At 56.7% G+C, this 21268-nt stretch carries 18 protein-coding genes and 1 tRNA gene; 7 read left to right on the forward strand and 12 right to left on the reverse strand.

Annotation, left to right across the window (positions count from 1 at the left end):
• Positions 1–26: 26 nt before the first annotated feature.
• From D3F01_RS05490 to D3F01_RS05505, 4 genes are all read left to right on the forward strand, one after another.
• On the forward strand, positions 27–695 hold the full coding sequence (locus tag D3F01_RS05490) for an alpha/beta hydrolase-fold protein (protein WP_242886956.1): 669 nt from the start codon (positions 27–29) through the stop codon (positions 693–695).
• On the forward strand, positions 692–1129 hold the full coding sequence (locus tag D3F01_RS05495; RefSeq protein WP_242886604.1) for a DUF188 domain-containing protein: 438 nt from the start codon (positions 692–694) through the stop codon (positions 1127–1129). The genes D3F01_RS05490 and D3F01_RS05495 overlap by 4 nt, the downstream gene beginning before the upstream one ends.
• 185 nt (positions 1130–1314) lie before the next feature.
• Positions 1315–1932 (forward strand): histidine phosphatase family protein, encoded by a 618-nt coding sequence (locus D3F01_RS05500; RefSeq protein ID WP_117476576.1) that lies wholly within the window; start codon positions 1315–1317, stop codon positions 1930–1932.
• A 151-nt stretch (positions 1933–2083) separates the two neighbouring features.
• On the forward strand, positions 2084–3475 hold the full coding sequence (locus D3F01_RS05505) for an ATP-binding protein (RefSeq protein ID WP_097769803.1): 1392 nt from the start codon (positions 2084–2086) through the stop codon (positions 3473–3475).
• Positions 3476–4028: 553 nt separating this feature from the next.
• On the opposite strand, the gene D3F01_RS05510 is transcribed toward D3F01_RS05505, so the two are convergent.
• Positions 4029–4119, reverse strand: a tRNA-Ser gene (locus D3F01_RS05510).
• 380 nt (positions 4120–4499) lie between these two features.
• Between D3F01_RS05510 and D3F01_RS05515 the strand changes: the two genes are divergently transcribed.
• The gene (locus tag D3F01_RS05515; RefSeq protein WP_242886619.1) at positions 4500–6737 is read left to right on the forward strand and encodes a glycoside hydrolase family 2 TIM barrel-domain containing protein; all 2238 of its coding nucleotides are present in this window, start codon (positions 4500–4502) and stop codon (positions 6735–6737) included.
• 100 nt (positions 6738–6837) lie between these two features.
• Here the strand turns inward: D3F01_RS05515 and D3F01_RS05520 are convergent, their stop codons facing one another.
• From D3F01_RS05520 to D3F01_RS05550, 7 genes are all read right to left on the reverse strand, one after another.
• Positions 6838–7113, reverse strand: coding sequence for a helix-turn-helix transcriptional regulator (locus D3F01_RS05520; RefSeq protein WP_215696468.1), 276 nt, complete (start codon positions 7111–7113; stop codon positions 6838–6840).
• A gap of 2 nt (positions 7114–7115) precedes the next feature.
• Positions 7116–7478: a type II toxin-antitoxin system RelE/ParE family toxin gene (locus D3F01_RS05525; protein WP_117534360.1), complete on the reverse strand. Its 363-nt coding sequence runs from the start codon at positions 7476–7478 to the stop codon at positions 7116–7118.
• A gap of 258 nt (positions 7479–7736) precedes the next feature.
• Positions 7737–7940 carry a hypothetical protein gene (locus D3F01_RS05530; protein WP_097769806.1) on the reverse strand — a complete coding sequence of 68 codons (204 nt, stop codon included), beginning with the start codon at positions 7938–7940 and terminating at the stop codon, positions 7737–7739.
• 43 nt (positions 7941–7983) lie between these two features.
• Entirely contained in the window at positions 7984–8280 is a 297-nt protein-coding gene (locus tag D3F01_RS05535) for a TM2 domain-containing protein (protein WP_186851067.1), read from the reverse strand.
• A gap of 115 nt (positions 8281–8395) precedes the next feature.
• Positions 8396–9913: an MFS transporter gene (locus D3F01_RS05540; RefSeq protein WP_242886623.1), complete on the reverse strand. Its 1518-nt coding sequence runs from the start codon at positions 9911–9913 to the stop codon at positions 8396–8398.
• A gap of 364 nt (positions 9914–10277) precedes the next feature.
• Positions 10278–10829 carry a TM2 domain-containing protein gene (locus D3F01_RS05545; RefSeq protein WP_181967553.1) on the reverse strand — a complete coding sequence of 184 codons (552 nt, stop codon included), beginning with the start codon at positions 10827–10829 and terminating at the stop codon, positions 10278–10280.
• 136 nt (positions 10830–10965) lie between these two features.
• The gene (locus D3F01_RS05550) at positions 10966–12594 is read right to left on the reverse strand and encodes an MFS transporter (protein WP_186851069.1); all 1629 of its coding nucleotides are present in this window, start codon (positions 12592–12594) and stop codon (positions 10966–10968) included.
• Positions 12595–13023: 429 nt separating this feature from the next.
• On the opposite strand from D3F01_RS05550, the gene D3F01_RS05555 reads away from it, so the two are divergent.
• Complete coding sequence (locus D3F01_RS05555) at positions 13024–15267, forward strand: glycoside hydrolase family 3 N-terminal domain-containing protein (RefSeq protein WP_242886626.1); 2244 nt, start codon at positions 13024–13026, stop codon at positions 15265–15267.
• A gap of 44 nt (positions 15268–15311) precedes the next feature.
• Positions 15312–16688, forward strand: coding sequence for an MATE family efflux transporter (locus D3F01_RS05560; protein WP_242886629.1), 1377 nt, complete (start codon positions 15312–15314; stop codon positions 16686–16688).
• Positions 16689–16780: 92 nt separating this feature from the next.
• On the opposite strand, the gene argF is transcribed toward D3F01_RS05560, so the two are convergent.
• The 4 genes from argF to argJ all read right to left on the reverse strand — a co-directional run bounded on the left by argF (position 16781) and on the right by argJ (position 21256).
• A complete protein-coding gene (gene argF, locus D3F01_RS05565; RefSeq protein WP_242886632.1) occupies positions 16781–17695 on the reverse strand; it encodes an ornithine carbamoyltransferase in 915 nt (304 codons plus the stop codon).
• Positions 17692–18897 carry an acetylornithine/succinylornithine family transaminase gene (locus tag D3F01_RS05570; protein WP_098923905.1) on the reverse strand — a complete coding sequence of 402 codons (1206 nt, stop codon included), beginning with the start codon at positions 18895–18897 and terminating at the stop codon, positions 17692–17694. The genes argF and D3F01_RS05570 overlap by 4 nt, the downstream gene beginning before the upstream one ends.
• Before the next feature lie 119 nt (positions 18898–19016).
• Positions 19017–19871, reverse strand: coding sequence for an acetylglutamate kinase (gene argB, locus D3F01_RS05575; protein WP_035393210.1), 855 nt, complete (start codon positions 19869–19871; stop codon positions 19017–19019).
• A gap of 158 nt (positions 19872–20029) precedes the next feature.
• Positions 20030–21256, reverse strand: coding sequence for a bifunctional glutamate N-acetyltransferase/amino-acid acetyltransferase ArgJ (gene argJ, locus D3F01_RS05580; RefSeq protein ID WP_242886635.1), 1227 nt, complete (start codon positions 21254–21256; stop codon positions 20030–20032).
• Positions 21257–21268 lie beyond the last annotated feature (12 nt).

Raw genomic sequence — 21268 nt, forward strand, 5'->3', positions numbered from 1 at the left:
AGGATGCCGCAGTGACAGCACAGACAATGCAAATCGGGAACAGACCTTGCCGCATTTACGGCGAAGCCAATGCAGAATACCTGCTGCTCCAAATGACAGGTGAGCATGAGCTGCAAAGTATGGATTATGAAGTGGCGGCGATCGCACAAAGCAGCCGGAATTTTCTGTTTGCGGCTCTCCCGGTGGAAAGCTGGAACGATGCGCTTTCTCCGTGGAAAGCCCCTGCCGTGTGGGGAAAGCAGGGTTTCGGCGGCAAAGCTGGGGACACCCTGCGCTTTCTGACGGAGCAGGTCATTCCCACACTGGAGCAGCAGTTTCCTCTCCCGGAAAACGTCAAAATCATTCTGGGCGGCTACTCGCTGGCCGGGCTGTTCGCTTTGTGGGCTTCCACCCAGACCGATTTGTTCTACGGTGTCGCCGCCGCTTCTCCCTCTGTGTGGTTTCCGGGCTGGATGGAGTTTGAACAGCAGCACCCGATACAGGCACAGCACGTTTATCTGAGCCTTGGTGACAAGGAAGAGCGCACGAAAAACACCATCATGGCTGCGGTAGGGGATAATATCCGCACGCTGCACAGCCGGCTTACAGAGCGTGGCGCAGACTGCACCCTTGAATGGAACAGCGGTGGACATTTCAAAGACGCCGACTTACGCACGGCAAGGGCGTTTCGATGGGCGATGGAGGAACACACATGACCATTTTGATTGATGCAGATGGTTGTCCTGTGGTTGACCTGACCTTGCAGATTGCAAAGCAGTTCGGTATTCCCGTCATCATCCTGTGCGACACCTCTCACCAAATCGAGCGGGAAGGTGCGCAGACGCTGGTGTTCGATAAAGGGGCGGACAGCGTGGATTTTGCTCTCGTCAACCGGGTAAAACCGGGAGATGTGGTCGTGACGCAGGACTACGGGCTGGCCAGCATGTGTCTTGCCAAGTGCGCACGAGTGCTGAACCAGAATGGTCTGGAATACACCGCCGACAACATGGAAGCTCTCATGCTGCGACGGTATGAAAACAAAAAGCTCCTCCGTGCCGGAAAGCACCCCAAGGGGAGCCCAAAGCGGACGAAGGAGCAGGATGTCAGGTTTGCGGATACGCTTGAGAAGATCTTGAACTGCAACCATTGATACATACTATGGGAAGTCTGGAGAAATCCAGTCTTCTTTTTTCATGAGAAAATTGTAATATTTTTTGCAATTTGGTTGCGTTTTGAGGGGGAGTGAATCGGCCCCGTCGTTCTTTCGGCTCGTTTTCTTGCATCTGCTTTCCCGAATCTGCTATACTGAAGTCACTTTTTTAATCGGAGGCTTTCATGACAACCCTTCTTCTCCTGCGCCATTCCATCCCGGAGCGCGGCGGTTCCAGCCCCGACCCCGGCCTTTCTGCCGAAGGTCTTCAGCGGGCCGCCGCAGTCTTTCAAAATGACGCTTTCCGCACGGTCTCGCTCGTCTGGTCGTCCCCTTCGCTGCGTGCGCTCCAGACCGCACAGCTGCTGGGGCTTCCCGTCCGGCAGGATACCCGCCTTGCCGAGCGCCGCACCGGCGACACGACCGGGCAGGACGCTTCGTTCTGGAAACGCCAATACGAAGACCCGGACTTCAAAAATCCGGACGGCGAGTCCTTCCGTGAGGTCAGCGCCCGGATGGCAGACTGCATCCACGAACTGCTGGATTCGCTCCCGGAGGGGCAGAACGCCCTTGTCGTCTCCCACGCCGCCGCTATTTGCAGCTACTTGCAGCGCTTTTGCACCGTTGAGGTGACCGACGCCGCACAGAAGCTCCGCCGGATTACATTTCAGGGCGAAGTTCTGTTGGATGGACACTTTTGGGAGGCTGATGGATTTGTGCTGCACATCGAAAATCGCCGCCCTGTTCTCATCCGCACCTATGCGCAGGAATGCCACGAGGGTGCAATGACCATTACATACTAAACAGACAGGACTGCTCCACAACATTTTGTGAGACAGTCCTGTTTGCTTAGATGCAAAGATTATTCTTTAAGTAATTATTCTTGACAGAATAATCTTTGAGACGTACAATGAAGCTGAACCTGTCATCAAATCAGTCGTGAGGTGAGCCGCTATGTTTTTTGTTGACCGTGTACAGGAAATGTCCGTATTACAGACCGCTTATGAAAAGCCGGAATCTTCTTTGTTCGTTCTCTATGGTCGTCGCCGTGTAGGAAAAACCACGCTTTTGTCAGAATTCTGCAAAGAGAAGCCGTCTCTTTATTATCTGGCAACGGAGGAAAGCATTCAGGCAAACCGAAACGCCTTCCGGTTGATGGCTGCTGATTTTCTCCAGAACGATTTATTGAAAAGTGCAACCGATGCAAGCTGGGAGATGATTTTTTCCGTTCTTCTCTCTGCTCAGGAAAATAAAAAACTGGTCATTGTGTTGGATGAGTTTCAGTATCTGGGCAAGGCAGACAAAGCATTTCCTTCTGTTTTTCAAAAAATCTGGGATACTATTCTGAAAAACAAAAATGTAGAAGTGATTCTTTGCGGCTCTCTGGTTCACATGATGATGGAGCAGACTCTTTCTTACTCCAGCCCTTTGTATGGACGCAGAACGGGACAGATTCGGCTGAAGCAGATTCCATACGCTTATTACGACCGATTCTTCCCTGATCTTGATGAACAGACCCGCATTTTATATTATGCTGTCACAGGTGGTGTTCCGAAGTATATCGAATTATTTCATCCATGTGCCGATATTGATACCGCCATTCTGCAAAATGTAATGACTCCTCAGAGCTTTTTGTATGAAGAACCTGAATTTTTACTGCGGCAGGAGGTTCAGGATGTCGGAAGTTACTTTTCCATCATCCGTGCGATTGCATCTGGAAACATGAGGATATCTGATATTGCTTCTGCGCTGTCGCTTCCAGCCACCAGTTTGTCAAAGCCCTTAAAAACATTGTGCGATCTGGATATTCTGGAGCGAGAAGTGCCTCCCACCGAAAAAAATATTGAAACCAGCAAAAAGGGGCAATACCGCATTAAAGATAATTTTCTTGCGTTCTGGTTCCGATTTGTTTACCCCATGCGCTCTTTCATTGAAAGCGACCACCCGGAAATCGCAATGACAAAGCTGAAAACCGGGTTTATCCCCAATCATGTTGGCTACGTCTACGAGGATATTTGCAGACAAAAGATGTGGGAGCTGAACGCGCAAGGAAAACTGCCCTTTCTCTTTGACCGTGTTGGCCGTTGGTGGGGTGGAAAAGATACAGAAATCGATATTGTCGCCATTGATACCACAGACCGAAGCAAAATCATCTTTGGAGAGTGCAAATTTCATCAAAATGTTCCGATGCAGCTGTCGGAACTGCACCAACTGAAAGAAAAAGCTGCTGTCGTTCCGTGGGGGAATGCGAATCGAGACGAATACTTTGCTCTATTCTGTATCAGTGGTTATTCTGAGGACTTGCAGCAGCTTGCACAGGAAGATTCTCATCTTCTTTTGATGTGATTTTTCTCATGTAATAATTTGTAAATAGGACTGCTCCACAACATCTTGTGAGGCAGTCCTGTTTGCTTAGTACCCTTTTCATTGGAGCCAATATTTACACCTGACAGGAAAGGAGTGATAGTTTTCCACATGAACAAGCACTCACAGTTGAAAATCCGAGGCCACGCCAAATGACGCTAGACTATTTCTATGGGCAGTCGGGCGAGTTGTTCTCCTATTTCCGCATCCCCAAGGCACACCTTTTAACTTATCTTATCGGATTCGCACCCGGCAGCATGGTTCGGGCGTGACATCCTTGCATTCTCTCCCGCCGTTGGGTACACTGATGGTGTCAGCGGCAGAAGTTACATATTCAAGTGGATGCAAAGATACAGCAGTCTCAACAAACAGTAGTATTTTTAACAGATTCAACAGGCGACCGGTTAAAGTTCCTGTTGGAGAGAATTTAGGAGAGAACGGACATCTGCGGCCCGGTTTTTGCCGATGCTTTTGCGTTCCAAGCAGTAAAAGCGCAAAATAAAAAAGTCGCAGATTCGTTTGAATCTGCGACTTCTGGCGGAGATGGTGGGATTCGAACCCACGTGCCCGATTAAGGACAAAACGATTTCGAGTCGTTCTCGTTACGACCACTTCGATACATCTCCATATTCATAGCCATATAATTATAGCAAAAAGCCGCCGTTCCGTCAACACTTTCTGCCGGAGGGACCCACAGCGCCAAAGAGGCCCTCTGGTCTGGGATAAGCGAAAGCCGCTGCCGCTCTCTGCGGAGAAGTACAACCTCCTTTTCCTCTCTGCTCCGGGGCACCTTTTCATGCTGTGCTGTCGTTTCCAAGGGCCAGATTGTAAAATCGTGGAATCATCGTCTGGATTTTCACAAAATATTACTATTTTGCCAAAAGATTGTACAAACTCTGCCCCCCTCTGATGTGCTATACTGAAATCAACAACCGGCCTGTTTCCGGCATTTCTTCTGCCATACAGGCCGCCGAAACAAAGAAGAAAACCAGAAGGAGCAGTATCGATGAGAGAGATCATTTCCTTGAACGAAAACTGGACCCTGTCCTTCCCCAAGGGCGAGCGTCCCACCGAGCAGGTCACCCTGCCCCACACCTGGAACGCTGTGGACGGCATGGACGGCAACGGCAGCTATCTGCGCACCACCGGTGTCTACACCCGCACCTTTACCCAGCCCAAGCAGCCTCTGGCTGGCGGCCGCACCTACGTTGAGGTGCTGGCAGCTGCTCTGGCCGCAACCGTGAAGGTCAACGGCCAGGTGGCAACCACCCACGAGGGCGGCTTCTCCATCTTCCGTGCCGATGTCACCGACCTGTGCCACGAGGGCGACAACGAGCTGACCATCGAGGTCTCCAACGAGGACACCCCCTCCATGTACCCCGCTTCCGCCGACTTCACCTTCTACGGCGGCCTGTACCGCGGCGTGAACCTGATCAGCGTGCCCGGCACCCACTTTGACCTAGACTATTTCGGCGGCCCCGGCATCAAGGTCACCCCCAAGCCCACCGAGGACGGCGGTGCCACCTTTGAGATCGAGAGCTGGGTCACCAACGGCGAAGAGGCCTATACCGTGATGTACAGCATCGAGGACTGCTACGGCAACGAAGTTGCTTCCGGCGTGCGCCCCTGCGACAGCACCAAGGTCACCCTGTACGTTCCCGATGCCCAGCTGTGGAGCATGGACGAGCCCAACCTGTACACCGTGACCGCCCGCCTGCAGAAGAACAACGAGACCTTTGACGAGATCTACGCCAACGTGGGTGTCCGCAGCTATACTGTGACCCCGAACGACGGCTTCTCCATCAACGGCGTGCCCACCCCGCTGCGCGGCGTGGCTCGCCATCAGGATCGTCTGTACAAGGGCAACGCCCTGACCGCTGAGGATCACTATGAGGATGCCCTGCTCATCAAGGAGCTGGGTGCCAACACCATCCGTCTGGCCCACTATCAGCACAGCCAGGACTTCTACGACGCATGTGACGAGCTGGGCTTCGCCGTCTGGGCTGAGATCCCCTTCATCAGCGTCTTTAAGAAGGACCCCTCCGCTCACCAGAACTGCCGTCACCAGATGACCGAGCTGATCATCCAGAACTACAACCACCCCTCCATCATGTTCTGGGGCCTGTCCAACGAGATCCTGATCGGCGGCATCTGCCAGGAGCTGGTGGACAACCACCACGACCTGCAGAAGCTGGTGCGTGAGCTGGATCCCACCCGTCTCACCACCATTGCCCACGTCTCCAACACCCCTGTTGACGGCCCCATGCATCACATTACCGATGTAGAGAGCTACAACCACTACTTCGGCTGGTACGGCGGCAAGATGGAGCAGAACGGCCCCTGGCTGGACAAGTTCCACGCCGAGCACCCCGACATCTGCATCGGCATCTCCGAGTACGGCACCGAGGGTATCATCAACTGGCACAGCAACGATCCCCAGTGCAAGGACTACACCGAGGAGTATCAGGCACTGTACCACGAGCATCTGGCTCAGGTGTTCGAGGATCGTCCCTGGGTGTGGGCTACCCACTGCTGGAACATGTTCGACTTTGGCTGTGCTGCCCGCCACGAGGGCGGCGTTGCAGGCCGCAACAACAAGGGCCTGATGACCATTGACCGCAAGACCAAGAAGGACAGCTACTTTGTCTACCAGGCATACTGGTCCAAGCTGCCCATGGTCCACATCGCCGGCCGCCGCCATGCACAGCGCGCAGGCGAGACCACCGAGATCAAGGTCTACTCCAACCAGGACACCGTTGTGCTGTACGTCAACGGCAAGGAAGTCGGCCAGCAGACTGCACACCGCGTGTTCAAGTTCAATGTTGCTCTGGAAGAGGGCTTCAACACCATCCTGGCCGTTGCCGGTGACGTGAAGGATTCCATCACGCTGGAAAAGGTCGAGAAAGAGCCTGATTACTACACCCTGCCTGAGTTCAACGAGCGTCAGGAGGGCGTTGCCAACTGGTTCAAGCAGGTCGGCAGCCTGGATCTGAAGGCTCCGATGGAGTTCCCCGAGGGCTATTACAGCATCAAGGACAACATGGAGGATCTCTCCAAGAACGAAGAGGCTCTAGCTCTCGCTACCAGGGCTGTCAAGCTGGCCACCAACTTTGACATCAAGCCCGGCGTTGGCATGTGGGATATGATGAAGCGCATGACCCCTGAGGCTATGGCTAAGATGATCAACATGCCCGACGGCTTTATCGAGAGCCTGAACGCACAGCTGATCAAGATCAAGAAGTAAGTACTTCCTGCATCTGAACACCAAAAGCGAACGAACCGCCCCGGCACTGCACAAAGCAGCCGCCGGGGCGGTTTTTGTATGCGGCAAATGGCAAGATGAATCAGGCCGCCGAGATGGTCAATTTCAAGCCCAGCTGCTGGAAGATCTTCAGCAGGGTATCCAGATTGGGCATCGTCTTAAAGGATTCGATCCGTGCCACCGAGGATTGCGGAATGCCGCACCTCGCTGCCAGCTCCCGCTGGCTCAATCCCATCGCATTGCGCTGCTCTACCATTGCTTTCACGATTGCAGACATTGCTTCCGCTTCCCGGATATCCTTTGCAATTTCCGGGTCAGCAGCTGCCACATGCTCCTTATAATCGTTCCAGGTCCTCATATTCACTCACCCTTTCTTGCAAGCCAATCATCACGTTCCGCTTTTGCTCGTTCAATTTCACGCCGCGGTGTTTTTTGCGATCTCTTCCGAAATTGGTGCAGCAGCACAAACCGATCACCCCGCCAACAGAAGTAGAATACCCGGTTATTTCCCGGACGCAGCTCCCAGATGCCATCCATCAGATGCTTCGTCACATTCTCGGAAAGCCGTGTTCCGTTGTCCTGCAGCAGCTGGATATACAACACGATCTGTTTATACTGTATTCGCGCATCCTTATTGGATGCGCTTTTTATCCGCAGCTCTTCCAAAAAGTCCCACAGTTCGGAAACGCCTCTGTCGTTCTCATAAAATTCGACTGTATACATTCATGTTCCTCTTCTATGTGCGGCTTATCCCTCAGCCTTATGATAGCACATTTGCTATCAGTCGTCAATCTGTTTTCTCATCTCCCACACTCTCTTGCAAGCCAAAAGGGCCCTGCGGCATTTGCAGGGCCCTTTCGGTTATGGGAGATCATGAAATATCAAAGCGGTGGCAGCCGCAGGGACATCGGGGAGGGGAACCGGCTCATTTTATTGTGACACAGCCGGAGCTCCATACCATATACTATCCCAGCCTGTGGTTCAGCGCTTCTTGCTGCGCTTCTTCTTGCGCGGGGCAGAACGGGCAGGGTTCTGGGTGGGAACAGAACCATTGGAGTGCTTCTGCTCCATCCGATATCTGACGTAATTGGGGATCACGACCGCGATCACGATCAGCAGGATCCAGACCAGGATGCTGGGCTGCTCGTGGTTGGTGTTGAACAGAAACTGCATGACATTATCCATAGGGTGTTTTCCTTTCCGGCCCAGCAGGCCGCCAGAGGGCTTTTTACAGCCAGATGTTGCCGTCCTCATCCGGTTTCATGGGCACGGCAATGATGAAGTCCACGATGGTCATAGCGGCAGAGAAACCACTCCAGAAGGTTGCCAGATACAGCAGGCCCAGCACCGGGCGCTTGGCATAGAACTGGTGCACACCAAACGCCCCCAGAATGCACAGGCGCATATATTTCTTGCGGCTGACACAGTGCTTTTCACGGTGTTCTCTCCAGTATAACAGGTGGTCGATGGTGTTCCAGATGATCCCATGATCCGGGTCCTTTACCCACTGTGTCTTTTCTTCCATTTACGATGTACCTCTTGTCTGAATTTTGTTCCAAAAGCAGAAAACCGCCCGCCGCAAGGGCGAGCGGTTTTCCTATTTGATTTTACAGGTTTCCGCAGAAAATTGCAAGTACCAATTAGGCGTTCTCAGCCATGGTCTTCATCTTGATCTGAGCGACCTCATCCTGGATCTCTTCCATCTTCTCCTTGGTCAGGGGATAGAACTTCATAGCGATCAGGTTGCAGACCAGACCGATCATGATCATGCCGTAAGCGCAGAAGACAACGCCGCCGCGCAGGCCCGGGGTAATGGGGTCACCCATAACGGGATTGTGGTCGGTGTAGCCGCACATGCTGAACATGACACCGGCGACCATGGGTGCGAAAGAGGAGACCAGCTTATCCACGAAGCTGAACAGGGTGCCCATCAGGCCGGGGACGTACTTGCCGGTACGGTAGACTTCGTAGTCGGCGCAGTCAGCGGTCATGGGGATGACGATGTTGCCGGAGATGCCCTGGAAACCGGCGGTGATGATGGTCAGAACGAGGTACAGGATCAGGAAGTAGCCCCAGTTCAGAGCGCCGGTAGCGGGGTTGGAGGTCATGGTGGTGGGGTCACCGAACAGCCACAGGGCTGCCAGTGCGCCATTGGTAATCAGACCGCCAATGGAACCGATCAGCATTGCCTTGCGCTGACCCAGACGGGTAGCAAAGAAGCTGATGAACAGGAAGCACACGATGGTGCTGGGGATGGTCACCAGACCGGTAACGTTACTCTGCAGCAGGTTGGAACCGGCGATGCAGGCGAACATGGCGACCATGACGGCGCTGGACTTTGCAGAAGAACCCAGCTTATCGGTAGATGCGGACAGGACCAGCATCTGGATGGCACGGTTGTTCTTCAGGGTATCCCAGTAGTCCTTCAGGCCGACCTTGACGGGTTTGCCGGTACCGAAGAATTCAGAACGATCCTTGGGAGTGATGGAGATCACAGCGATCAGGGTGAAGCAGGCGGACAAGATGGCGGTCATCTTCCACATGGTATCGAAGAACTCCAGAGAAGTGTAGCCGCCCACATCGTTGTAACTGTTAGCAATACGAGGAACGATAATACCAATGATAGCAAACAGCAGGGTGTTGAACACGCCATCGAAGGAAGCGAACATGGGGCGCTGCTTGGGGTCATTGGTCATGCAGCTCTGTGCAGACTTGGTAACAACACACTGGCAGGTGTAGCCCAGGTAGTAGACCATCAGAACGACCACATAGAAGGGGAAGCGCACGCCCTGAGGCAGCTTGTGGGTGACATGGAAAGCGATGTAGCTGGTGACGCACAGGATGATCTGACCGATCACGATGAACGGGCGGTTCTTGCCGAACTTGCCGTTGGTCTTATCCACCATAAAGCCCACGAACGGGTCAGTGACACCGTCCCAGATACGCATCATCATGGTCAGGGAAGAAGCGACCATCATGCCAACGCCGACCCAGCCCATCAAATAGTAGGTGGCGTAGTTCATCATCATCAGGTACAGGTTGGTTGCGGTGTTGTTCAGTGCGTAGCCTGCGATACGCCACAGGGGAACGCGGTGGATGCCGTTGTGCTCATAGTCCTTATCATAGAACTTATCCGGCAGACTTCTGGTTTTTGCCATTTCATTCTCTCCTTTGTTCACACAGGAACATTCTCCGTTTTCTCCATGGGGCTTACAGCTGCCACTGCGTACCAGCCCGTCCGAAGCTTTATGTCTATATTATGAACGTTTTTTGATATATCTGTTAGTAATATTTTAAGGTAAAACAGGTCATTCTTACGATTATGGGAAAAATTTCACGAACGTGAAAAAATCTATTGTGCTTATTGCACAATCAATTGATATACTAGTATAGCACAACGCCAGTTAGCTGCCACTATGTTCTGCGCCGGAGAACGGGTCTGCAAACACCAGAAAGGGCCCACGGCAAATGCCGCAGGCCCTTTCTGGCGCTAGGAGGTAAATGAATGAATAGAGGAAGATGTCAGATCAGGATGTCGCCGTTCTCATCGGCCTGCATGGGCAGTGCAATGAGAAGGTCGGTCACGCAGAGGAAGAAGGGCACCACGCTCCAGAAGAACAGGGTGTAGAAGGCCGCCAGCGCATACCGCTTTTCATAGTAGCGGTGGCCGCCGCACCAGCCCAGAAACAGGCAGAGCAGAAGGTACTTCTTCTTGTTCACCTTGTGCCTTACGCGGTTCTTTTTCCAATCGTGATACTTACCAATGAGGCCCGGGCTCTTCTCCTTTTCGAGATCGATGCCGGCTTCCAGCTTGGCATCCTGCAGCGCCAGCTCCGCCTTGATAAAGTCATCCCGGGTCAGCTCCTCGCCGGTCTCCAGCTTGTGGAACACATCGTCCGTTACCTGCTGGCGGCTGCCGGTGCCGTAATAGCCGGTGCTCCAATCGTCCTTTTCCTCGTCGTAGTGCTCCACATCGCCCAGCAGCTCGCCGGTGGTGGGGGCCTTTTCCGGGGCCTCAGCGGAGGGGGCCGGGGTGATCTCAGGGGTCTGGTTCAGCTTGTTTTCTTCTGCCATAGTGGTATTCCTTCCGGGTCTCAGGGTATCAGAAAGTCCTGCGGCAGAGGATGGCCCGCCGCAGGACATTTCCGGTTACGATGCAGGACAGCGGCGCTGTCCCGGATTCAAAATTTCCGCAGGGAGATGGTTGGCATTAAGCCTGCTTTGCAGCAGCCTCAGCCTTGATGCGGCCGATCTCAGCCTGGATCTCTGCCATCTTCTCCTTGGTCAGGGGATAGAAGTGCATGGCAACAACGTTGCACAGCCAGCCAACGATGGGCAGCAGGACGAAGCAGCCGATGGTTGCCCAGAAGATGCCGTCAGAGTACGGAGTCATGGTGTCGGGCAGAGCGTCCTTGAAGCCGGCCACGGAGTAGAACAGGGCCACCAGAGTGGCTGCCAGAGAGGAGATCAGCTTATCCACGAAGCTGAACAGGGTGCCCATCAGGCCGGGAACGTACTTACCGGTACGATAGACCTCGTAGTCAGCGCAGTCAGCGGTCATGGTGATAACGATGGAGGAGGACAGTGCCTGCACGCCGGACCATGCGATGACCAGCAGCACGAAGATCAAAGCGGTGGTGGTCCAGCCGGTGAACAGGGTGCCCCAGGTGTCAGGACGGATCAGGCGGAATGCGGGCAGAGAGAACTTGGAAGCATCGCCCTTGGGGTTGAAGAAGAACAGGAACAGGGTGATGGCGATGGAGCCGATGATGCCGCCCCAGGTACCCACCAGCATGGATGCCTTCTGGCCCATCTGACGAGCGATCTTGTTCATCAGCAGCAGAGAAATCAGGCAGATGGGGATAGAGGTGATCTGAGAGTAGCTGGAGAATGCGGCATAGTTGCCGAAGATGATGCCGAACAGGCAGATCATAACGGTAGCGTTGCTCTTGGTGGACATGAACAGCTTATCGGTAGATGCGGAGACCACCAGCATCTGGATGGCACGGTTGTGAGCCAGGGTGTCAACGTAATCCTTGATGCCGACCTTCTGGGTGGTGCCCAGACCGAAGTACTTCGGATTGTCCTTACGCCACAGGGCGATGATGGCGCAGACTGCAAAGACAGCGGACAGGCCGCCGAACATCAGCTGCATGGTGGTGAACAGGCCGGGGTTGTAGAAAGCGGACAGGCTGCCGCCGGACTTCTCCACGATGCCTGCCAGAGCAGGGTTCTGTGCCACCAGAGAAGCGATCTCGGCAGCGTTGGCCTCGGCAGTCAGGGTGAACTTGGGCACCAGGACATCGGTGACAATGATGGGGAACATGATGTTCATCAGAACAATGTTATACACAGTATCGCACATTGCGAAGATGGGGCGCTGCTTGGGATCGTTGGTCAGGCAGGTCTGAGCAGACTTGGTGACAACGCACTGGCAGGTGTAGCCAATGATGTAGATCATGTAGATGATGATGAACGCAATAAAGCGGACACCAGTGCCCATCTTGGGGATGAAGTTGAACATCACGAAGGTGGTGGCGAACATGATGATCTGACCGATAACGATGAACGGACGATTTTTTCCGAACTTGCCGTTGGTCTTATCGACCATCATACCAACGAACGGGTCGGTGACACCGTCCCAGACACGCATGATGGTAACAATAGAACCGGCCAGCACGGATGCCAGACCGACGATACCGATCAGGAAGTAGCTGATGTAACCGACCACGACCATGTAGGTGTTGGTGGAGGTGTTGTTCAGAGCGTACATCATGATCTCCCACATTTTCGCTCTGTGGATGCCGTTTTCTTCAAGCGGCTGTTTGACCTTTGCCATAGAGAAGCTCTCCTTTCAATTCTGCGGCCGGTGTGCTGCCACTCACTCCGGCCTTTCATTCGGTCCCCCGTGGGCTGCGGCTGCCACATCGCGAACCGGGGGATTTTTATGTATACATTATGAACTATCCCTCAAATTTCTGTTAGTAAAATTTTGTGGAAAAACAGGACAATTTTACTCTCCTTGGGCGAAATCAACAGTTTTAAAAAACAGCGTTCGTCATTTTGCACATGATTGCAAGATACTAGTACAGCACATTCCACAAAACAGACTTGTATTCCAACCGCGCGCAAAAAAAGAATACAAGGAAAGTGCGGAAATATCCAAAAATTTTTCTAGTTGTTCCGCGCGGCGGCCTCTTATAATAGGTATAGCATCTGCGGCTCTGTGGCATGGGCCGCTGCGTTCAAAAGAAAAGGAGAAAACACTATGGCAGTGAAAGCATCCGAGCGTGTAAAGCGCTACCAGAACCCCAACGGCCCCACCATCAGCACCGTGGAGCGCAAGGTCATCGAGCAGGACGGCCTGTATTTCAAGGACATCGACGGCACCGGCACCGTCAGCGCAGTCAACGACTGGCGCTTGACCCCGGCTGAGCGCGCCGAGGCCTATGTCAAGATTCTGACCACCAGCGAGAAGATCGGCCAGATCTTCACCTCCGACTGGCGCATGGGCCCCAAGTATCCTTCCCCCCGTCTGGCAGCCAACGGCCACAAGCCCGTGGCGGACGAAAGCGGCCTGCTGGACGAGGCACCCGTGAACGTCTCCGACAGCATCTTCGGCTCTCAGTCCCTGCCCAGCACCTCTGACATGGTCAAGAAGAGCTTCAACCGCCACGTCATCCTGCGCGAGAGCCCCACGCCCGAGGATCTGGCAGATTACCTGAACCAGCTGCAGTACCTGACCGAGACCTGTGATCACTTTGTTCCCATGCAGGTCATGTCCAACAGCCGCAACGAGAACGGTGAGGTCGTGTTCGGCATGAACGATGCCACCGGCGTGTTTGCCACCTATCCCGGCACCCTGGGCATTGCTGCAGCCGTCAAGGGCACCGCACGCATCGACATCATCGACAAGTTCGCCGACACCATCCGCCGCGAGTGGAATGCCTGCGGCCTGAAGAAGGGCTACATGTACATGGCCGACTGCGTCACCGACCCCCGTTGGCAGCGCACCTTCGGCACCTTTGGCGAGGACCCCGAGCTCATTGAGGAGATCTTCGACCACCTGATCCCCGGCATCCAGGGCGGCAGCAACGGCGTTACCCCCGAGGGTGTTTCCATGACCGTGAAGCACTTCCCCGGCGGCGGTGCCCGCGAGAACGGCTTTGATCCCCACTATGCAGCAGGCCAGTGGAACATCTACGCCACCCCCGGCTCCCTGCAGAAGTACCACATCCCGGCATTCCGTGCAGCCATCCGCCACAATGCCGAATCCATCATGCCCTACTACTCCAAGCCCAGCGCCGAGAAGAGCGCTCCGCAGGAGGACTTCAACGGCAACCCCATCGAGCTCCAGCCCTACGGCTTTGCCTACAACAAGGTGTTCATCGACGGCCTGCTGCGCGGCCAGATGGGCTTCAAGGGCTACATCAACTCCGACACCGGCATTGTTCACAATATGTGCTGGGGCGTTGACATGCTGGACGAGCCCGAGCGCATCGGCTATGCCGTGACCCAGAGCGGCGTGGACCTGATCTCCGGCCTGCTGGACAACGAGCTGGGCGAGGAGAGCTACGCCCGCGGCACCAACGACTACTACGACACCCACGCGGTGCCCGCCGGCTTCAAGAAGGAAGATCTTGTGCTGACCGATGCCAGCCTGAACCGCGCTGTCAGCCGCACCCTGACCGAGCTGTTCCGTCAGGGCATGTTCGAGGACACCTACGCCGATCCCAAGAAGGCCGCCGAGGTCGTTGCCACCAAGGCCGACTGGGAGGAAGCTTCCCGCGTGCACCGCGAGTCCGTTGTCCTGCTGAAGAACGACGGCACCCTGCCCCTGAAGGACGGCACCAAGGTCTACGCTGAGGCCTTTGGCAAGAGCGCCGAGGCCGGTGAGGCCGCCACCAAGGCCCTGCGCGAGATGCTGGGCAATATCACTCTGGTGGACACCCCCGATGAGGCCCAGGTGGCCCTGCTGATGGTCAGCCCCCAGTCCGGTGCATACTTCAACGCCACCCCGGGCTACCTGGAGCTGGACATCTGCGAGGACAAGACGGTCTGCAACGTGGACGAGAGCGGCAAGCCCACCACCGAGACCCACAAGGAGACCACTCTGGTGGGCGCAAACCGTCTGGCCGGTATCGCTGCTGCGGTCCACGCCCACGGCGGCAAGGTCGTTTCCAACATCAACTGCCCGCTGGCCTGGGAGGTCGGCAATGTGGAGAAGGTCTCCGATGCTCTGACCGTTGGCTTTGACACCTACCCCTCCGCAACGCTGGATGTGATGTTCGGCCGCTTTGCTCCCGTTGGCAAGCTGCCCCTGACCCTGCCCAAGGGCGACGAGGTGCTGGCTGTGAACGCGGACGGTGTCTGCATCAGCCCCAACGATGTGCCCGGCTTTGCAAAGGATGCCTACATGCCCGACAGCATGAAGGACGAGAACGGCAAGGCTTACGCCTACCGTGATGCCGCAGGCAACTACTACGAGATGAACTTCGGCCTGACGTTCTGAGGGCAGCCCTCTCCGTCTCGCTCAAACCAAAGGAGACACTTTCCATGGCACAAACGCAGAAAAAACAGCAGGATATGGGCACGGGTGACGTGAAAAAGCTCCTGCTTCAGCTGATGATCCCTGCCGTTGTGGCGCAGGTGGTCAACCTGCTGTACAACATCGTGGACCGCATCTACATCGGCCACATCCCGGGGATCGGCGCAGCGGCTCTGACCGGCGTGGGCCTGTTTACCCCCATCCTGATGCTTCTGAACGCCTTTGCCATGCTCATCGGCTCCGGCGGCGCGCCCCGCACCGCCATCGCCATGGGCCAGGGCGATAAGAAGCAGGCAGAAAAGATCGTCAGCAACAGCTTTACCATGCTGCTGCTCTTCTCGGTCGTCCTGACCATCGTCTTTTACGCCGCCGCACCCACCCTGCTGCGGCTGTTTGGCGCCAGTGACACCACCCTGCCCTACGCCCTGACTTACAGCCGCATCTACATTCTGGGCACCATCTGCGTGCTGATCGTGCTTGGCATGAACACCTTCATCACTGCGCAGGGCTTTGCCAAGATCAGTATGCTGACCACCGTTATCGGCGCGGTCATCAACATCGTGCTGGACCCCATCCTCATCTTTGGGCTGGGCATGGGCGTAAAAGGTGCTGCCATTGCCACCGTGCTGAGCCAGGCAGTGGGTGCCATCTGGGTCATCCGCTTCCTCACCGGCCCCAAGACCATCCTCAAGATCCGCAAAGAGGACATGAAGCTGGAGGGAAAGATCATCATGCCCGTGCTGGCACTGGGCATCTCCACCTTCGTCATGCTCTCCACCGAGAGCCTGCTGTCCATCAGCTTCAGCTCCAGCCTGGCCCGCTACGGCGGTGACGTGGCCGTGGGTGCCATGACCGTGATCACCAGCGCCTCCCAGCTGTGCACCATGCCCATCTCGGGCATCTGCCAGGGCGGCCAGCCGGTGATGAGCTTCAACTTCGGCGCAGGCAAGAAAGACCGCGTCAAGCAGGCGTTCCGCTTCCAGCTGACCCTCTGCCTGAGCTACACCACCATCTTCTGGCTGCTGATGATGCTGGTTCCCGGTGCAGTGGCTGGCATCTTCACCTCGGATGCCTCCCTGATCGATTACACCACCTGGGCCATGCGCATCTACATGGCGGGCATCTTCTCCACCGGTGTCCAGATCGCCTGCCAGCAGAGCTTTATGGCGCTGGGTCAGGCCAAGGTCAGCCTGCTGCTGGCCTGCCTGCGCAAGCTCATCCTGCTCATCCCTCTCATCTTCATCCTGCCCCATGTGGTCGCGAACCCCGTGTTCGGCGTGTTCCTCGCCGAACCCGTCAGCGACATCATCGCCGCTGCCGTGACCGCCACCACCTTCTTCCTCCAGTTCAATAAGATCCTGGACAAGGGCGCTGGCAGGGTCTGATGAGGGCCCCGGCCTGAGCCGCAGACCCTGAGAGAAACCATAAGAACCCCGGAGCTGCAGTTTCCATGCAGCCCCGGGGCTCTTTCTCGTTTTTACAGACCGGCCAGCAGGATGGCCAGCACGGCTTTCTGCACATGGAGGCGGTTCTCGGCCTCGTCAAAGATCTCGTCGGCGTGTTCTTCAAAGACGGCGGTGGAGATCTCCTCGCCCCGGTGCGCAGGCAGGCAGTGGAGGAGCATGGCATCGGGCTTTGCGCCCTCCATCAGCCTGCTGGTCACCTGAAAGCCTGCGAAGTCCCGCAGGCGGCGCTCACTTTCGGGGGTACCGGGGGCCGTGTTCCATGCAGCGGTCACCACCACATCGGCATCCTTCACACCCTCGGCGGGGTCGGTGAGCAGGTGAAACTTTTCGCCATACTTGTGGGCGAACATCAGCACGTCGGCGGCAGGGCGGTAGCCCTCGGGGCAGACGCAGGTCACACGCATCCCTGCCAGCAGGCCGCCTACGATGAGGCTGTTTGCCATGCTGCAGCCATCGCCGATGAAGCAGAGCTTCTGGCCCTCCAGCGTGCCCCGGCGCTCCCGGATGGTCATCAGGTCGGCCAGCACCTGGCAGGGATGGGCGTAGTCGGTCAGGCCATTGATCACGGGCACACCGGCCAGCTCGGCAAACTCTTCCAGATCGCACTGACGGTAAGTGCGCCAGACCACGCAGTCGTAGTAGCGGCCCAGCACCCGGGCGGTATCCTTGAGGGGCTCGCCCCGGCCGGACTGCAGCTCGGTGGCGGCGTTCATGTAGTTGCCAAGGCCCCCCAGCTGGTAGACACCCACCTCAAAGCTGGTGCGGGTGCGGGTGGAATTTTTGGAGAACATCAGCGCCACGCTCCTGCCCTTGAGCAGCTCCGGGGTCGTCCCGGCCTTCTGCTCTGCCTTGAGCTCTTCCGCCACATCCAGGATGTGGTGGAGCTCAGCGGGGGAGAGGTCGCTCATTTTCAGCAAATGTTTCATGCCTGCTCCTTCGGAGCCTTCTGCTCCATCTCGGTCAGCACCTCGTTCAGGATGCCCAGAGCCTTTTCCACATCGTGGGCGGTCAGGGTCAGCGGGGGCAGCAGGCGCAGGCGGCTCTTGGCCGTGAGCACCAGCAGACCCTTTTCGCGGCAGGCGGCCAGCACATCCGCAGCCTGGATGCCGCCAAAGAACTCGATGCCCACCATCAGGCCAATGCCGGAAAGGTTCTTGACCATGGGCAGCTTGGCCAGACCAGCACGCAGCTGGACGGCCCGCTCACTGACATTGGCCAGGAAGCTCTGATCCATCCGATCCACCACCACATTGGCACCGGCGCAGACCACCGGGTTGCCGCCAAAGGTGGAACCGTGGCTGCCGGGGCCCATGCCCTCGGCGGTCTTTTCGTTCAGCAGAACGGCACCGATGGGCAGGCCGCCGCCCAGGCCCTTGGCCAGCGTGACGATATCGGGCTTGAGGTTGTAGTGCTCACAGCACAGGAAGGTGCCGGTGCGGCCCACGCCGGTCTGCACCTCGTCCACGATGAGGACAAGGTCCTTTTCATCACAGAGAGCGCGCACAGCCTGCACATACTCAGGGTCCAGCGCCATCACACCGCCCTCGCCCTGGATCAGCTCCAGCATAATGGCACAGGTATGGCGGTCCACCAGTTCCCGGAGGCCCTCGATGTCACCGGCGGTGGTATAGACAAAGCCCTCGTTGAAGGGGCCAAAGTAGTTGTGGAACACCTCCTGACCGGTGGCGGTCAGGGTGGCAATGGTGCGGCCATGGAAGCTGTTGACCAGCGTGATCACAACATCGCGGCCCTTGCCGTAGTGGTCAAAGCTGTACTTGCGGGCAGCCTTGATGGCACCCTCGTTGGCCTCGGCACCGGAATTTCCGAAAAATACCTTGCTCATGCCGGTGCGCTTGCACAGCTTTTTGGCCAGCTTGCCGCAGGGGGCAGTGTAATAGAGGTTGGAGGTGTGCTGCAGCTTATGGGCCTGCTCGGAAACGGCCTCGGCCCAGGTCAGGTCGCAGTAGCCCAGGCTGTTCACGCCGATGCCGCTGGTGAAATCCAGATACTTCTGGCCCTCAGGGCCCTCGGCATACAGGCCGTGGCCCTTTTCCAGTGCAATGGGATTGCGGTTATAGGTGTGCAGGACATATTCGTTGTCCCGCTTGATGACTTTTTCGGAATCCATAGATATACCCTCCTTGGTTAGCGTCCTCGCCCTCTCAGTCTCGCATTCGCTCGCCAGCTCCCCCAAAGGGGGAGCCTATTCATCTTTATTATATCGCCCGATATAATTTTCAGCAAGCCTTATTCCTGATGGCTGCGGCGGTAGAACCGGGTGCCGGAGCCCCGGTTGGAGAACAGCTCCAGCAGGATGGAGTGGGGCACGCGGCCATCGATGATGACCGCCTCGTGAACTCCCTGATAGATGGCATCGGCCATGCCGCCGATCTTGGGGATCATGCCGCCCGCAATGATACCGGCAGCCTTGTAGCCCTCGATCTCGCTGACCTCCACCTCGGGGATGAGGGTGGTCTCATCATCCTTATCCCGCAGCAGGCCGGCGATATCGGTCATGGAAACCAGCTTCTCGGCCTTGAGGGCAATGGCGATCTGTGCGGCAGCGGTGTCGGCGTTGACATTATAGGCCTGACCCAGATCGTCCATGCCCACCGTTGCGATCACGGGGATATAGCCGCCGTCCAGCAGGGTGGAGATCAGGGTGGGGTCCACATGGATGATCTCGCCCACATGGCCCAGAGCAGGGTCCAGTTCGGTGCAGCGGAGCATCTGGCCGTCCATGCCGCACAGGCCCACGCCGCGGCCGCGCAGCTTTGCCACAAGGTCCTTGTTCACCTTACCGGCCAGCACCTGCTGAACGATCTCCATGGCAGCGTCATCGGTCACGCGCAGACCGTTGTTGAAATGGCTCTCCACGCCGACTTTTTTCAGCATCTCGTTGATGGCCGGGCCGCCGCCGTGCACCAGCACCACCCGCACCCCCAGCAGGGTCAGGGTGACAAGGTCGTTCATCACGGCGTTTTTCAGCGTCTCGTTGATCATGGCGTTGCCGCCGTATTTGATGACCATGGTCTTGCCATGGTATTTCTGGATGTAAGGGGTCGCCTCCGAAAACAGGAGGGCCATTTCTTCGTTTTTCATATACTCTCCTTGCCGCCAGCACGCTTGCTCCGGCATTCGTTTTCCACCAAGACGGACTCCTTCCGTCATCGCTACGCGATGCCACCTCCCTCAAAGAGGGAGGCTTTCAGGCTCCCTCCGTGAGGGGGCTGTCGCCGCAGGCGACTGGAGGAGTTCCATTAAGTTCTATAATCCCCGTTGATCTTCACATAATCATAAGTCAGATCACAGCCCCATGCCTTGGCGCTGGCATCGCCGGTACCCATATCCACCTTGACAAGGATATCATGCTCCGCCAGAACTTTGGCGGCCTCGTCCTCGCTGTAGGGGTGGTAGGCGGCGTTCTCGCAGACATAGACCTCACCTGCGGCACTGCTCAGCCAGACACAGACCTTGTCGATGGAGAAATCGCCGGGGGTGTAGCCGATGGCGCAGAGGATGCGGCCCCAGTTGGCATCGCGGCCAAAGACAGCAGCCTTGAACAGGTTGGAGCAGACCACGCTGCGGCTGACGGCACGGGCCGTTTTCAGATCGGGGGCGTGGGTCACCTCGCAGGTGATGAGGTGGGTGGCACCCTCGCCGTCACCGGCGTGCTCGGCGCACATGTGCTCAGCAATGGCGGTCAGGGCCGCCACAAAGGCATCGTAGTCGGCGTTCTGTTCGCAGATCTCGGGGTTTCCGGCCAGACCGGAAGCCATGATGATCAGGGTATCGTTGGTGGAGGTATCCAGATCCACGCTCATCTGGTTGTAGGTGCCGGGCACCACGGTCTTGAGGGCCTTTTCCAGCAGAGCGGGGGAAACGGCGGCATCGGTGGTGTAGAAGGCCAGCATGGTGGCCATATTGGGGGCAATCATGCCGCTGCCCTTGCCAATGGCACCCACGGTGCAGGTCTTGCCGCCCAGCTTAAACTGGATGGCGTACTCCTTTTTGTGGGTATCGGTGGTCATAATGGCCGTGGCCGCATCGGTGCTGCCCTGCGCAGTGGCCGCCAGCTTTGCGGCGGCGGCAGGGATTCCCCGGGCAAAGGGGTCAACGACCATGGGCTGGCCGATGACACCGGTGGAGGCGGGCAGCACATCCTCGGCGGGGATGTGCAGCGCCTCGCCCACCAGCGCACAGCACTCCTCGGCCAGAGCCACGCCGTTGGCGGCGCAGGTGTTGGCGTTGCCGCTGTTCACAAGAATGGCCTGTGCATAGCCGTCCTTCAGGTGGGCGCGGTCCACCTTGATGGGTGCGCCGCAGACCTTATTGGTGGTGTAGACACCGGCGGCGGCACAGCGCACCTCCGCCTTGATGAGTGCCAGATCGTATTTTTCATTATGATTTGCACGGATGCCGCAATGCACGCCAGCCGCTGCAAAGCCCTTGGGGGCACAGATGCCGCCCGCAACTTCTTGATACATACTACTTTCTCC

The organism is Faecalibacterium sp. BCRC 81149, from assembly GCF_022750605.1.
Classification (GTDB): domain Bacteria; phylum Bacillota; class Clostridia; order Oscillospirales; family Ruminococcaceae; genus Faecalibacterium; species Faecalibacterium duncaniae.